This window comes from Pseudomonas fluorescens (genome assembly GCF_001902145.1).
In the GTDB taxonomy this organism is placed as follows: Bacteria; Pseudomonadota; Gammaproteobacteria; order Pseudomonadales; family Pseudomonadaceae; genus Aquipseudomonas; species Aquipseudomonas fluorescens_BV.
This window is the reverse complement of record NZ_MRST01000027.1, coordinates 586,606-600,164: the sequence shown is the minus strand read 5'-3', so window position 1 is coordinate 600,164 and position 13,559 is coordinate 586,606. Positions and strand designations below refer to the sequence as shown.

Annotated in this window: 12 protein-coding genes; 6 read left to right on the top strand and 6 right to left on the bottom strand. The window is 53.8% G+C overall.

Features of this window, described 5'->3' with window-relative positions:
* Window positions 1–30: 30 nt before the first annotated feature.
* From phnY to BUE92_RS25830, 3 genes are all read left to right on the top strand, one after another.
* Entirely contained in the window at window positions 31–1,410 is a 1,380-nt protein-coding gene (phnY, locus tag BUE92_RS25840; RefSeq protein WP_073527005.1) for a phosphonoacetaldehyde dehydrogenase, read from the top strand.
* Between the two features lie 76 nt (window positions 1,411–1,486).
* Window positions 1,487–2,542, top strand: a complete 1,056-nt coding sequence (locus tag BUE92_RS25835) for an aspartate carbamoyltransferase (protein ID WP_073527004.1) — start codon at window positions 1,487–1,489, stop codon at window positions 2,540–2,542.
* 104 nt (window positions 2,543–2,646) lie between these two features.
* Window positions 2,647–3,507, top strand: a complete 861-nt coding sequence (locus BUE92_RS25830; RefSeq protein WP_073527003.1) for a TauD/TfdA family dioxygenase — start codon at window positions 2,647–2,649, stop codon at window positions 3,505–3,507.
* Between the two features lie 83 nt (window positions 3,508–3,590).
* Here the strand turns inward: BUE92_RS25830 and BUE92_RS25825 are convergent, their stop codons facing one another.
* The 3 genes from BUE92_RS25825 to BUE92_RS25815 form a co-directional block, all read right to left on the bottom strand.
* Complete coding sequence (locus BUE92_RS25825; protein WP_073527002.1) at window positions 3,591–4,361, bottom strand: class I SAM-dependent methyltransferase; 771 nt, start codon at window positions 4,359–4,361, stop codon at window positions 3,591–3,593.
* A gap of 611 nt (window positions 4,362–4,972) precedes the next feature.
* Window positions 4,973–5,338, bottom strand: coding sequence for a BrnA antitoxin family protein (locus BUE92_RS25820; RefSeq protein WP_073527001.1), 366 nt, complete (start codon window positions 5,336–5,338; stop codon window positions 4,973–4,975).
* 382 nt (window positions 5,339–5,720) lie between these two features.
* Window positions 5,721–6,944, bottom strand: coding sequence for a benzoate/H(+) symporter BenE family transporter (locus tag BUE92_RS25815; RefSeq protein WP_073527000.1), 1,224 nt, complete (start codon window positions 6,942–6,944; stop codon window positions 5,721–5,723).
* Window positions 6,945–7,039: 95 nt separating this feature from the next.
* On the opposite strand from BUE92_RS25815, the gene pdxR reads away from it, so the two are divergent.
* Window positions 7,040–8,539 (top strand): MocR-like pyridoxine biosynthesis transcription factor PdxR, encoded by a 1,500-nt coding sequence (gene pdxR / locus BUE92_RS25810; protein WP_073526999.1) that lies wholly within the window; start codon window positions 7,040–7,042, stop codon window positions 8,537–8,539.
* 98 nt (window positions 8,540–8,637) lie between these two features.
* Here the strand turns inward: pdxR and BUE92_RS25805 are convergent, their stop codons facing one another.
* Complete coding sequence (locus BUE92_RS25805; protein ID WP_256674010.1) at window positions 8,638–9,039, bottom strand: hypothetical protein; 402 nt, start codon at window positions 9,037–9,039, stop codon at window positions 8,638–8,640.
* Window positions 9,020–9,193 (bottom strand): hypothetical protein, encoded by a 174-nt coding sequence (locus tag BUE92_RS28580; RefSeq protein WP_014719228.1) that lies wholly within the window; start codon window positions 9,191–9,193, stop codon window positions 9,020–9,022. The genes BUE92_RS25805 and BUE92_RS28580 overlap by 20 nt, the downstream gene beginning before the upstream one ends.
* A gap of 137 nt (window positions 9,194–9,330) precedes the next feature.
* On the opposite strand from BUE92_RS28580, the gene BUE92_RS25800 reads away from it, so the two are divergent.
* Complete coding sequence (locus BUE92_RS25800) at window positions 9,331–10,005, top strand: response regulator transcription factor (RefSeq protein WP_073526998.1); 675 nt, start codon at window positions 9,331–9,333, stop codon at window positions 10,003–10,005.
* Window positions 9,998–11,308: a sensor histidine kinase gene (locus BUE92_RS25795; protein ID WP_073526997.1), complete on the top strand. Its 1,311-nt coding sequence runs from the start codon at window positions 9,998–10,000 to the stop codon at window positions 11,306–11,308. Before BUE92_RS25800 ends, BUE92_RS25795 begins: the two co-directional genes overlap by 8 nt.
* A gap of 127 nt (window positions 11,309–11,435) precedes the next feature.
* Here the strand turns inward: BUE92_RS25795 and BUE92_RS25790 are convergent, their stop codons facing one another.
* On the bottom strand, window positions 11,436–13,298 hold the full coding sequence (locus BUE92_RS25790) for a DUF3857 domain-containing transglutaminase family protein (protein WP_073526996.1): 1,863 nt from the start codon (window positions 13,296–13,298) through the stop codon (window positions 11,436–11,438).
* Between the last annotated feature and the right edge of the window lie 261 nt (window positions 13,299–13,559).

The window sequence follows — 13,559 nt, the reverse complement described above, 5'->3', positions numbered from 1 at the left end:
CATCACTATGAATGCCAGGGAGTATATGACATGCAACCTCAGGTTATCACTATCAGAAATCCCTTTAACGGGAGTGAAGTGGGCGAGTTAGCACAGGCTACAAAGTATGATATAGATCGTGCATTGTCAATTTGTTCTGAATACAAATCTGAACTGTCTCGTTCCGATCGCTCAAAAATACTGCGTCATGCGGCTCATGCACTGTCCGAAAAAATAGACTCTGCATCCGATTTGATTTCCAGTGAAAGCGGCTTATCGAAACAAGATTCTATCTATGAAATAGGCCGAGTTATTGATGTACTGACTTTTTCAGCCATTGAGGCTTTGCGAGATGACGGCGAGGTTTATTCATGTGATGTAACCGATCATGGAAAATCTCGTAAGCTATTGACAATGAGAGAACCATTGGATGGAATAATTTTTGCAATAACCCCATTCAATCACCCGATCAACCAAGTGGCTCACAAAGTTGCCCCAGCCATTGCAGCCAACAATAGAGTTATTTTAAAACCGTCAGAAAAAGTTCCACTATCTGCTCTGTTTTTTGCTCAACTTCTTTACGACGCAGGACTGCCAGAGCCGATGTTGCAAATTATTGTGGGGGATCCAGATCGAATCACGTCTATCGTTCTTAATTCACCTAGCGTTAAGTTAGTCTCTTTCACCGGTGGAGTAGAGACAGGTAAGAGACTCCTGGCAGCCGCGGGTTATCGACGTACCATTCTTGAGTTGGGTGGGAATGATCCTTTGATTGTAATGGAGGACGCTGACTTGGACTTGGCCTCAGATCTTGCTGTTAGAGGTTCCTATGCTAATTCGGGTCAAAGGTGCACAGCAGTAAAACGGCTGCTGGTACAAAAAAGCGTTGTCAAAAAATTTACGGAGCTTGTAGTTGAAAAGACCAGACAGTGGGAGTTCGGTGATCCGTTCTCTCCTACCGTTAAAGTTGGAACGGTTATTAATGAGGCCGCTGCGCAACATATTCAAGAGAGGGTCAATGGCGCCATGTTGGGAGGGGCCCGACTGTTACTAGGGAATAATCGTTGCGGAGCGCTGTATTCCCCGACTGTTCTGGACAATGTTACGCCCAAGATGGAAGTGGTCATGCGCGAGACCTTTGGACCGGTCACCCCGATTTTGACTTTCAACTCAATCGATGAAGCAATATTTATCAGTAACTCGACCTCTTATGGATTATCTGCTGGGATTTGCAGCAATAGGCTGGATTGGATTACTCAGTTCTCCAAAGAGTTGAATGTTGGTTCAGTTAATGTCTGGGAGGTACCTGGTTTTAGAATTGAACTAACGCCATTTGGCGGCATTAAAGATTCCGGCCTTGGCCATAAAGAAGGTGTGCGAGAAGCGTTCAAGAACTATACAAATTTAAAAACATTAAGTTTTCCATGGTAAATTTTATACCCTCGGAATAACTGCTGGATTTGCTCACCCCATAAAACTACGCAAATATAAATGTGGACGTTAACAAATGTCGTATTCAATTTCGTACAACGCTAACCCTCAATTGTTGTCTGTAGGACAGCTTACATTGGACAGTATTGCTGAGCTTTTTCACTACGCGGACATGCTCAGGCCTGTGGCATCACGTGTAAAAGTGTGCAGGATTCTTGAAGGCGCTGTTTTAGCTAACTTGTTTTTCGAAGCCAGCACGAGAACGCGCATAAGTTTTGGCGCTGCATTTTCTCGACTGGGGGGTGCTGTATGCGATACAACGGGATTCACTTTTTCGTCAATGGCGAAGGGAGAGTCAATTTCAGATACTAGCAGGGTAATCAGCGGTTACGTAGATGCAATCGTTGTACGTCATCCCGAAAAAGGTGCAGTTTCTGAATTTGCTGCTGCCACAAACTTACCCCTCATTAACGGTGGCGACGGACCTGGGGAACACCCGAGCCAGGCACTTCTTGATTTGTATACCATAATCAACGAGTTCTCCAGAGTTGGGAAAAGCATTAACGGATCTCACATCGCAATGGTGGGAGACTTGAAGTATGGACGCACAGTTCACTCACTTATCCAATTGTTGTCATTATACAAAGGAATCAAATTTACACTTATATCTCCAACTTCATTGCAAATGCCAAGTTATATTCTCGACGTGGTGGAACATAGTGGGAATGTAATTGAGCAGCGAACAACTCTTGGTGAAGAGTTAAAAGGAATTGATATAATTTATGCCACCCGGATTCAGAAAGAGCGTTTTACCTCTGAAGAGGTCGAAGGCTATTCACCTGATTTCCAGGTTAATAAATCTTTTATTGAGGCTCACTGCAAATCTAACGCAATTGTAATGCACCCGTTACCCAGGGATAGCAGGGAGGAAGCTTATGATTTGAGCACAGATTTAGACGGTGATCCCCGGCTCGCAATTTTTCGTCAAACCGACAATGGCGTCCCTATTCGAATGGCTCTATTTTCAATGTTAATGGGCGTAGAGTCTCAGATCGAAAAAAATCTACGGAATGCCACTTGGAAGTCTCCAAAGTTCATGGGGCCTAATGATCATTTTGCCCTGCGCGAGTGATTCATTGATCATCAGCAGTTTATGCCTAGCTAAGTAATTCGCTCATGGTACTAACGAAGGAATATCCATCCTAAACTTTGTTTCAGCTTGAGAGGACATTAAGAATGATTATTGCAGCCAAGCAGGAATTTAATTGCATTAGGTACGAAACCAATCACCTACTGATCGAACGCACAAAAGAAAGTCTACGAGACAGCGGCATAGCATATATAAAGTGCTTCCCTTTAGCCTCAAGCGCATACGTGTCATTGGCGGAACAATTTGGAACGCCGCTGATCAACTATTCTTCAAAAAGCACGCTTAACGATGACGCTCCCGACCCAGTGATAAACCGGGTAAAAGTAAAAAAAACCAATACTAATGAAGCGACCTCTGTTCGTTATATTAGTGACGACTTGAAGCCTCACAATGCCCGTTCCTGGCTTAACCCAAGACCCTCTTATTTTGCAATGCTCATGGTTAATTCTGGCTGGGTTGATACCCAACAAGGTAATAGAGGTGAGTCTAAAATTGTCAGATGGGAGTCTTTTTTTAAGAAGTTTCATTCGTTGAGCCCGGAGAAATACGACAAATGCTTGAAACGCCTCCTTAATACCAATATAAAATTTTCTGCTGACAACGTCAAAGAAGATACACTGAATTCACCCTTGATATATACACTTTCGGATGCAAAGAGCGAGTTCGACTACGGCGTTCGATTGAAACAGGATCTCCTTGAAAAATTTTGTACATTTTCCGATTCGCTGGAAAATACTGAGACCTATTATTCCGAGCTCAAGTATTTTATTGAGTCTGTCAGGCAATTAGATGCGCACAACTACTATGCAATGGAAGAAGGAGATTTAATAATAATGGATAACAATAGGTATGCACACGGACGGTACCCCATACTAAGTGAACGACTAAATAGCGAGAACATAGTGGAATCCAATCCGCGAGAGATTTGGAGTTTGACGATAAGCTAAAATTTTTTGCCTATGAGGGCGACTTTAGTCGCCCACAACCCGTAATGCCTCCGGCAAAGATTTAGCAGGCGCAACTCTGTCAATCAATCCAAACGACGGCATAAATAGGCTTGGGTTTGATATGGGAACTCAATAGTTTCACGCCCGCGCAAGAATGGGTGAGTTTCGATCAGGTTCTGCAACTGCTCGGTTACTTTCGCCTTTTCGGCAGGAGGCAGGGCGGCGATGAAGCTTACCGACAGGATCCGGTCAATGATGACTTCCTTGGCACTACCTGAATGCGTGTATCGAAAACAGGTCAGTTCGGGGGTAGAAAAGTGGTGCCCCGTGAATGGTAACCGCCAGAACCCGGTATGAAAGCGCGGAGTATCGCCTTCGTAAGGAGTAATGATATCAGTGATGGCAGCCACCCAGTCCACCGACTCATCGCGTACGTTCCAGATCAGTCCCAGTCGTCCGTTCGGTTTGAGCACTCGATGAATCTCGGCAAGAGCCCTTTCGTTTGCAAACCAATGGAAGGCTTGGGCGCACACCAGTGCTTGCGCTGTTTCAGATCCGAACGGGATACATTCGGCCGTACCGTCCAGAATCCTGATGTCCGGTAGGCTCTTGGCAAACTCGGTTCGCATAGCCTCAACAGGTTCGACTGCAACAACATCGATCTCCATGGATTTCAACAATCGAGTGAATTTTCCAGTGCCAGCCCCTAAATCGATAACCGTCGATCCCGGAAGGGTGCCGAGTACTTCTCTAAGCCATGTATGTAGTTCAATTGGATAGCCCGGGCGCCCCTTGGCATAGGTACTGGCTTGCGATGAGAAACCAATCTGAGCAATCTTTTGAATACCTGTCATGAGTAGCGAACCTCGTTGTGAATGTAATCGAGTTTATAAAGTGTTTTGTGTGCAGCCAAGACTTCATACCTCACTTGGAGCCGCCTGCGGCAACCGGGTAGCGGCGTTCTGAGCCTGGTCCTCGCTATCGGGCCATAAGCCGTCCCCCAGCGTTACGTTCTTAGCGCGTAAATTTCCCCCTAGAGGTGGACATCGTCACCTTAAGCGTTGGGATAAGAATGCTTTGTAGGCCGGATGCTTGCAAAAAAGACTAGATAGCGCTTGGCCGACTGGCTTGAAGTTTTGACAGGCCGCCACAACCAAAAGCAGTCACTCGGATGTGCTTTTCTGATCCCGCACAGAATGGCCTGCGTACGCCACCTTTGGCAGCTTGCTGCTTTCGTGCTGATGGATATAGAAAGAATTTGCACAAAATACGGGCTTGATTAGGATAATAGTAGGGATACAAATTTTAGAAATCAGCATAGTTTCAATGTAAAACAGATGTTTATTGTTCTATTCGAGTCCAGGTCGTGCCAGATAGGGAAAAGCCTGCAGAGATGCAGGCTTTTTTTGCTTGGGATTTGGCCTGCATGGCGCGATTCCCAAGAAGCCATCTCGAGTCCTTCGCTTCAGACAGGTTTGCTTTTTGATTTGGCAGGTAGTGGATTAACAAGCATTCGATTCAATTCTCCAGCGAGCGCTATCAACTGCTGTTCCAACGCTTCGACCTCTGAAACGCTGATGCCATTGTTGATGACTTGTAAGGTTTTGGCTGGTTTCTTCGGGGTGGCCGCGAGGTTATAGGTGTCTTGGGAAAGCAACGCCTGTCGCAGTAGGTTGTTGATCACGGTCTGATAGCCAGTGCCTGCACTCTGCGCACGCTCACGAGCGGCTTCGATCACTGCATCGTCCAGCATGATCGTGATACGGGTTTTGCCTTTGTTGCTGGCGACAGCGCCGCACTTGGCGTTGTTGAAGTCATATTCGTCTTTCATGGTTCAAACCTCCAGGTACTGGCGCCGATTGAATGGACGATCAAACAGAAAGGGCAGTCGTGACGATCTATATTTCGGACACGCCATTTCCTCTCCGATCAGTTGGAGCTTGATCTTGCAGAGATTGCCTGGGGATTTCCGTGCGCAACGGGCGTCTGTTTATGTAGCTGTAGGAGCGAGCTTGCTCGCGAAAAAATCACAGGCGCCACGTTCCATCAGGAAACACGCGTTATCGTTGACGTTTTCGCGAGCAAGCTCGCTCCTACAGAGGGCGATATACGCTTAACTGAACGGCATTACGCAGAGATGCAGGCTTTTTTTGCCTCGGATTTGGCCCGTCAACCCAAAGCGGGCCGGAAGAAATCAAAAACCTGGACGTGCATCAGCTAGCAGCGTTCTCACGGGCAGCAGGCTCCCGACGCGGCAACCGCCCATTAAGCACGACGTACGCCGCCAACCCAATCAGCAGCCCCCAAAACGCCCCGCCAATGCCGAATAACGTAATGTTGGCGGCCGCTGCCAGGAAGGTAATCAGCGAGGCTTCGCGGGAGCTGGCATCGGCCATGGCGCCGGCCAGGCTGCCGCCGATAGTGCCGAGCAGGGCGAGCCCGGCAAGGGTGGTGATGAAGGTGGCCGGAAAGGCCATGAACAGCGCGGCGAGGGTCACGCCGAAGACCCCGACGAGGATGTAAAAGACGCCTGCGGCAATCCCGGCAATCCAGCGCTTGGAGGGCTCTTCGTGGGCTTGCTTGCCGGTGCAGATGGCGGCGGTGATCGCCGCGATATTGAACGCGTGCGAACCAAAGGGCGCCATGAGCAAGGAGCCCAGCCCGGTGATGGTCACGATCGGGTTGGCACTGGTGGTGAACCCATCGTTGCGCAGCACCAGCATGCCGGGCATGTACTGGCCGGTCAGGGTGATCAAAAACAGCGGCAGCGCGACGCTGAGCAAGGCATTGAGCGAGAACTCAGGCCGAGTGAACACGGGCGCCGCCAGCTGCAGTACCAGGCCCGACAAGTCGACCCGCCCCTGAACCAGCAAGAAGGCCAGCCCCAAAGCCAGAATGCCCACAACCGCGTAGCGTGCGGTCAGGCGTTTGAGCACGAGGTAGGCAACAATCAGCAAGCCGACCAGCATCGGGTCAAGGCTCATGCCGCCGAAAGCACCGATGCCGAACTGCAACAGAATACCGGCGAGCAACCCGGCGGCCACGCCAGGCGGGATCAGGCGGATGACTTTTTCGAAATAGCCGGATAAGCCCAGCAGCACGAAGGCCGCGCCCGAGATCATGTAGGCGCCCACCGCCTCGGCATAAGGGGTAGTGGACAGCGCCACGACCAGAAACGCCGCCGCTGGTGTCGACCAGGCGGTGATGATGGGTGTGCGGGAAACCCAGCTCAGAAACAGCCCGGTAACCCCCACGCCGATCGACACCGACCACACCCAGGAAGCTGTCAACTCAGGGCTCAGCCCAGCGACTTTGGCGGCTTGGAACACCAGAATGAAGGTGCCGCCATAGTTGACGATGACCGAGATCAAGCCGGCCACAATCGGGGGGATGAGGTCGCTGAGGCGGACAGATGAGTGGGATGTTGATGAGGGCATGGCTTTACGTTGCTCCTTGCAAGTGGCGATACGCAGAGTCTACGAATAAACTGGCCTGCTCATTCCTGCCAATTTATTCATATGGGGCAGACCGCATGGCGAAATTATTTGAGCTCGAAACACTGAAGATACGGCTCAACAATGCCGAGTTTCAGCGGCTGGACCTGCATCAGCGGATCCAGCGCGCCTTGCGTGCATTGATCCTGGAGGGGGCGCTTGAGGCGGGCCTGAAGTTGCCGGCGACCCGGGTGCTGGCCAAGACACTCGGGGTTGCCCGCGACACGGTCGAGAACGCCTATGTGCATCTGCACCGGGATGGCTTCATTGTGCGGCGCGAGGGTTCGGGCAGCTATGTGTCCGCGACGGTGGGCACCGAGTTACGCGGGGCTGCGCGCCGGCGCATGAAAATGCAAGAAACCCAGCGCAGCGATGCAGCGCCAGGGTCGGGCTTGAGCCGGCGCGGCCAGATGATGCTCGACACAGGGGGCGTGACCGACCAACAGACGGTCAGGGCCTTTGCCACAGGGCTGCCGGAAACCCGTACTTTTCCCACCGCCGTATGGGAACGCCTGCAACGCCAGGCCATGAAGGATTACCGGGGTAGCGTCCTGCTGCATGGCGATCCGCAAGGCGTCGAGCCTCTGCGCAAGGCGATCGCCACCTACTTGAACCTCGAACGCGGCGCCAAATGCTCACCCAACCAGATTCTGATATTGAGCAGCACTCGCCAGGCCTTGTACCTGTGTGCCCAATTATTAGTGGACGCCGGCAAACCCATCCTGCTGGAAAACCCAGGTTACTACGGCGCCAAGAAGGCCTTTGAAGCGGCCGAGACCCAGGTGGTGCCCATTGACGTCGATGCACTGGGCATCCGCACCGACCTGTTGCGAGCAGACCGCAGCGGTGCCAATTGCGTCTATGTGACGCCTTCGCATCAATACCCCACCGGCGCCACTTTAGCGCTGGAGCGTCGGTTGGAGTTGATCAACTGGGCGGCCGAGCAGGGCAAGTGGATTATCGAGGACGACTATGACAGCGAGTTTCACTACGACGGGCCGCCGATCGCCTGCGTCCAGGGCCTGGACCCCTACCAGCGCACGATCTACCTCGGGACCTTCAGCAAAACCCTCTACCCCGGGTTGCGGATGGGCTACATGGTGCTGCCTGCCGAGCTGGTCAGCGCCTTCACCTATGCGCGAAGCATCATGGACGGCCACACGCCACAGACCCTGCAACTGACCCTGGCGCGCTTCATGGAGGACGGCCACTACCACGCCCATGTCCGGACCATGCGCAAACTTTACGCCGCACGCCGTGCCGTCATGCTCGCCGCCATCGGCAAACATCTGAAGGGGATTGCCACAGCCTTATGCCCCCATGGCGGGCTGCAGATGCCTTGTCTGCTGGCCGATGGCTGGTCGGAGGAAGACACCATCCGCCAAGCTGCCAGCGCAGGTGTGCAGTTGCCCGGCCTCAGTCGGCTGTATGCCGGCGAGGAGAAGAAACAAGGTTGGTTATTGGGGTATTCATCCTTGACCGCCCATGAAATCGAAGTCGCCATGCTGCGGCTGGCCACTGCATTGAGCAAGCCATAGGCCCGTAGGAGCGAGCTTGCTCGCGAAAAACTCACAGGCGCCGCGTTCATTCAGGAAGCACGCTTTATCGTTGACGTTTTTCGCGAGCAAGCTCGCTCCTACAGAGGGCGATATACGCTTAACCGAACGGCATTATGCGCAGTGTGCGAGGTATCTAAAGCCTGCTCGGGTTCAACCGCAGGCAGGATGTAATCGAACCATTGCGCAAGGTTCGAGCCTGATAGCTGCTGCGCCTCATCGACATCGATCGACTCCTCTTCATCGACGTTGTAACACTGGTCACCACTGCGCCTGTCATCGGGATAGACCATAAAACCACCACGGCCGTCAGGGCAGTCGGGCAGATACACCGAGGACAGGTCGCGTTGCTCATCGAGGTGCGCATTCAAGCGCGCGATATAGACACCCATCGAAACCGCCACACCAATAACCAGCACCACGCAAGCGACCAACTGGCTGGCATAGCTGGCGCCCAGCTCATCACGACGCACGGGCGACATGACACGACCCTGTCTGCTCAACATTCTGGCCAATCAGAAACCAGCCACTGCCTCCCATGCGTACCAACTGAGTTTGCTGTGGAAGGATGCCCACCATCAGCGCGAGGAAAATCACGGCTAACAGCACCCCTTTGATCATCGAATACAGGTTCATGACGGTGACGAGCTCTGGATAAGAAGAGCCTTAGCCTAAGCGGCACCGGGTTAACGCCAGGTAAACATCGCGGGATACAGCCCGACTTCCGCTATCCTTCACACCGCTGCGCACTGCCTGCCCGAGGGGTTTTTTCCGTGCATATTCATCTGCTGCTGGTCGAGGACAACCTGGACCTGGCTATCACCGTCATCGAGTACCTGGAGATCAGCGGCATCGTCTGCGATCACGCCAGCAATGGCCAGGCCGGGCTCAACCTGGCGCTCAACCAGCATTACGACGTCATCCTGCTGGACATCATGCTGCCGCGCCTGGACGGCCAGCAGGTGTGTGCAAGGTTGCGCCAGCAAGGCATCCAGACCCCCATCCTGATGCTGACGTCGCTGGATGCGTTGCCCGACAAGCTCGCCAGTTTTGCCGCGGGAGCCGACGACTATCTGGTCAAGCCGTTCGAGCTTGCCGAGCTGGTGGCGCGGATTCGCGCCTTGAGCCTGCGGCGCAGCGGCCAGACCAGCCGCCTGCAAGTGGACGACCTGGTCATGGAGCTGACCACCCGCAAAGTCAGCCGGGCGGGGCAGGAGCTGCACCTGTCACCCATCTGTTGGGCCTTGCTGGAGCACTTGATGCGCGCCAGTCCCGAGCCTGTTCCCAGGGAACGTTTGGAAAGCAAAATCTGGGGCGATGAGCCGCCCGATAGCAATACGCTCAAAGTGCACATGCATCGGCTGCGCAAGGCGGTAGACAAACCGTTTGGCCGGCCATTGATCCACACCCTGGCGGGTGTCGGCATTCAGGTAAAACCTCATGCGTAATGGCCTGAGCTTGAAGTGGGTGATCAGTGGCAGCTTTCTGTTATTGATTGCTGTGGTGCTGGTGATCTACAGCAAGCTGCTGCCTGAATTTACCGTGCGCGGCCTGTTCTATACCGCCAGCGCGATGATGGAGGAGGAAGCCCAGTATTTTCTCCGGCACTACAAACAGGACCCGACCACGCCGACGCCGCACAATTACTTCTATACCAGCGTCATCGGCAAGGAGGCGTTGCAGCAGGACGTGCGTGAGTTGCTCGATACCCCGCCGAGCCTGTCCTTCGGTGCGGTGAATATCTTCGGCGATCTCTATTCCGATGACGACGACGCACCGTTCCATATAGTTCTCGAACAACCTCTGGGCGACGGCAAAACCCTCTACATGTATGACATCGACCACGATAAGGAAGTAGGGGGTGAGGTCGAGACGCCATTGTCCGACGCCTACTTCGACCAGGTACTGGAAAGCGTCCAGCTCATCAGCCTGGCGGTATTCGTGCCGGCGCTGATTATCATCGCGCTGTTGGTGTGGTGGTTGGTGCGTCCGCTGGGACGTCTGATCCAATGGTCCAGCACCCTGAATAATCCTGACGCCCTGGCCAGCGAGCGGCCGGGTTTCAACTTCAAGGAGTTCAATATGCTGGCCGATGCCCTGGCCAAAAGTGTTGAGCAGGTGCAGGCCGCCAGCCAGCGTGAAGGCCGCTTGTTGCGCTACACCAGCCATGAACTGCGTACGCCGCTGGCGGTGCTCAAGGCCACTATCGAATTGTTGACCCTGCAATCGGGCGGTGTGCTACCACCCTCGTTGCAGCGCATAGAACGTTCTGTGCTGAACATGCAACTGATCGCCGAGACATTACTGTGGATGAGCCGCGAGCGTCCCGAGCCGCTGCCGGAAGAAGACGTTGACCTGAGCGAACTGGTGGGCGAGTTGATTGAAAAACACCGCTACCTGATCGGTAACCGGGATATCGAGTTGAGCGTCGACATCCAGGACGGACCTTGCCGATTGCCTCCCACCGCATGCCGCATCGTGATCGGCAACTTCCTGCGCAATGCGCTGCAATACGCCGAAGAAGGCACAGTGGAAATCAGCTTCGAATACCCCCGACTGATGATCGCCAACCACATCAGGGAGACTGGTCCGCAGCAGGAGTCGGATGATTTTGGCTATGGTCTTGGGCTGCAGTTGATGCGCCAGTTATGCGCAAAACTGGGCTGGCAGATTGAGGTGATTCGTGAGCAGCAGCGGTTTACGGTCATGCTTGATTTTACGAACGTGCGGGCTGTCGAGTCAGAACGTTAAAAGCTGATAGCGCCTTACAGAAGCGCCAACCGGGTTAGGAACGGTTTTATAGCTGCGCCTCAGCATCGCAGTCCACGCTTCCCGCGCGCCAGTGCATAACCACTGACACGCAAGCAGGGCCAGGGCGTTACAACGTCTGCACAATCACCTGGCTTTTCAAATCGTTGACCATGCCTTCAATCGCCGGTTGCATGGCCGCAAAGTCCTCTGGGGTGCAGAGGATCTCTGGCTTGCTAAACACATATTGGCGCGTGATCAGCACCGTATTGGCCTTCTTCACATAGGTGGAGCGATAGTCGAAGCCTGCGTGTTTCACCGACACTGCCTTGGGCACCGCGAGGATCTTCACCTTGGCGGGGAACTCCAGGCGCGCTACTTCTGATATCTCACTCGAAAGGCAGGAGAAGTTCTGAGTGCGTTCCTTTTCGGCCATCAAGGAAAACACGCTCTGGCCGATACCGCCGGCCAGGCTGGAGAGGGTCGGCACCCCGGTCGGGCCAGGCAGGTTGACCAGGTTGCTGGTGTGGCCTTTGAGCGTGAACTTGAAGGTATTGGCAGTACTGTCCAAAGCGTCAGTTTCGATCACTCCGCTACCGGATTGCCCAAACATGCTCAGGACCTGTTGCACCAACTGATTACGGTCGGCAGGCTGCATGGCCTTGAGCATGAAGCGGTTAAGCTCTGCGCCCCAACCGTCGATGGTGGAGTCATTGGTAAAGTCGGCAGCGCCTTTGGTGTTGACCTTGAACGCCATGGTTGTGTCCACTTTGCCAGGCTGGCGGGACGGTGTCTGCGTACGCTCACCGGTCTGTGTCAGCAATACCGGTTTGCCGAGTTCGGGCAGAGGCAGGTAGCCAGCAGCGATGGGCGTCGCGGTGGAGTCCAGGTACAGGTCGAGGCTGGGTACATAAGTGATTACATGGTTGAGCACGCCCAGGGTCGGTACCTCGGGCAGTTCGTAGGCGTTGCCGGCGTTGATCAGGGCGGGCGAGCTTTCAATGGCGACGGCCTTGAGCAGCGCTTCAAGTAGGGCGACATGGTCTTTGCAATCGCCATAACGGTTATCCAGCACGGCCTGCGCTGAATGCGGCACCACGCCACCGGCACCGACGTACACGGCCACATAGCGAATGTTGTTGCGTACCCAGTCACTCAGCACCAGGGCCTTGCTGCGTGGGTTGTCGAGGTTGGCGGTGAGTTCCTTGGCCAGTTGGGTCATGGCCGGGGTCACTTCTACCTGTGCCCTGGCGGCGTAGGCCTGGGCAAACTGCTTGTAGTCGGTAAACGTCGACACGGCCAGCAGTTGCCCGTAGTCGGTGTAGGCAACGGAGCCTTCTTCCACGCGATTTTTCTTGGTTTGTTCCAAGTCCCAGCGGTACACCGTTCGCCCGTTGGCGTTGGCTGGCGTGGACGCTTTGAAACCCCGTGAGTCGGCGTACAGCTTCATTTCGGCGGGCATGTCGTAACTCAGGCGCACCCGCTCATTCTGGTAAAAGTCCGGCGAGAAAAGGTCTTCGAACTGCCCCGCAAACAACGGCGTATTGCGATGGCGCTGGTACCGCAGCACCATGCGATCACCCGCTTGCAGCTCCGGGAAGATCACCACCTTGATCCGCGAGTCCTGGAACATCGGCGCCTGGGCAGACTCTAGCTCCTGCTGCTCCTTGATCCGGTCTGGTGTCACCACGACTTTGCGGCCGTCGGGTTTGAGGGTGTAGGCCTCGACGATATCCAGGGTTTCCAGGGTGCGATTGTAGGTGACCGAACGCTGGGCGTTGGAGGTGATCGCGCGCTCTTCATTGATCCGCATAACTCGTTCGACATCCAGTACAAAGCTGCCGTCGGCATTCACGACGTAGGACTGGATGTTTTTTTCGTGGGTCAGGGAAAGGTCGGTGTAATCGGCACGGGCTGGCGTCGTCAACAGCACGCAGACCATGACTGCCAGCACACCGAACAGGCGTAACGCAGAGAGCGGGAGGCTTTGCATAGAGATCCTTCTGGGCAAGGGGCGCGCCGTTTCACCGGGGCGTATGTTCCTGAATAAGCCGATGGATAGGACTCGCAAGCGCTTCGCCTATTCATTGGGCTGACGTACAAGGGGGGTTATGAAGATTTTTTTAGGTTTCTCTCGCACGTCATGCGTGCCTAGATTTTCATTTGAGTTAAACGTTTTCGAAGGATTTTATTTAGCCCCGATTAATCAAAAAGTTAAAAACCTCGATTATGTTCATGAGACACGGGCGTGTTT

Coding starts and splice junctions, on each gene's coding strand:
- BUE92_RS25805 (WP_256674010.1), bottom strand. CDS start 9,039: ATGTCGCCCGTGCGTCGTGATGAGCTGGGCGCCAGCTATGCCAGCCAG.
- BUE92_RS25835 (WP_073527004.1), top strand. CDS start 1,487: ATGTCGTATTCAATTTCGTACAACGCTAACCCTCAATTGTTGTCTGTA.
- pdxR (WP_073526999.1), top strand. CDS start 7,040: ATGGCGAAATTATTTGAGCTCGAAACACTGAAGATACGGCTCAACAAT.
- BUE92_RS25790 (WP_073526996.1), bottom strand. CDS start 13,298: ATGCAAAGCCTCCCGCTCTCTGCGTTACGCCTGTTCGGTGTGCTGGCA.
- phnY (WP_073527005.1), top strand. CDS start 31: ATGCAACCTCAGGTTATCACTATCAGAAATCCCTTTAACGGGAGTGAA.
- BUE92_RS25825 (WP_073527002.1), bottom strand. CDS start 4,361: ATGACAGGTATTCAAAAGATTGCTCAGATTGGTTTCTCATCGCAAGCC.
- BUE92_RS25795 (WP_073526997.1), top strand. CDS start 9,998: ATGCGTAATGGCCTGAGCTTGAAGTGGGTGATCAGTGGCAGCTTTCTG.
- BUE92_RS25830 (WP_073527003.1), top strand. CDS start 2,647: ATGATTATTGCAGCCAAGCAGGAATTTAATTGCATTAGGTACGAAACC.
- BUE92_RS25815 (WP_073527000.1), bottom strand. CDS start 6,944: ATGCCCTCATCAACATCCCACTCATCTGTCCGCCTCAGCGACCTCATC.
- BUE92_RS25820 (WP_073527001.1), bottom strand. CDS start 5,338: ATGAAAGACGAATATGACTTCAACAACGCCAAGTGCGGCGCTGTCGCC.
- BUE92_RS28580 (WP_014719228.1), bottom strand. CDS start 9,193: ATGAACCTGTATTCGATGATCAAAGGGGTGCTGTTAGCCGTGATTTTC.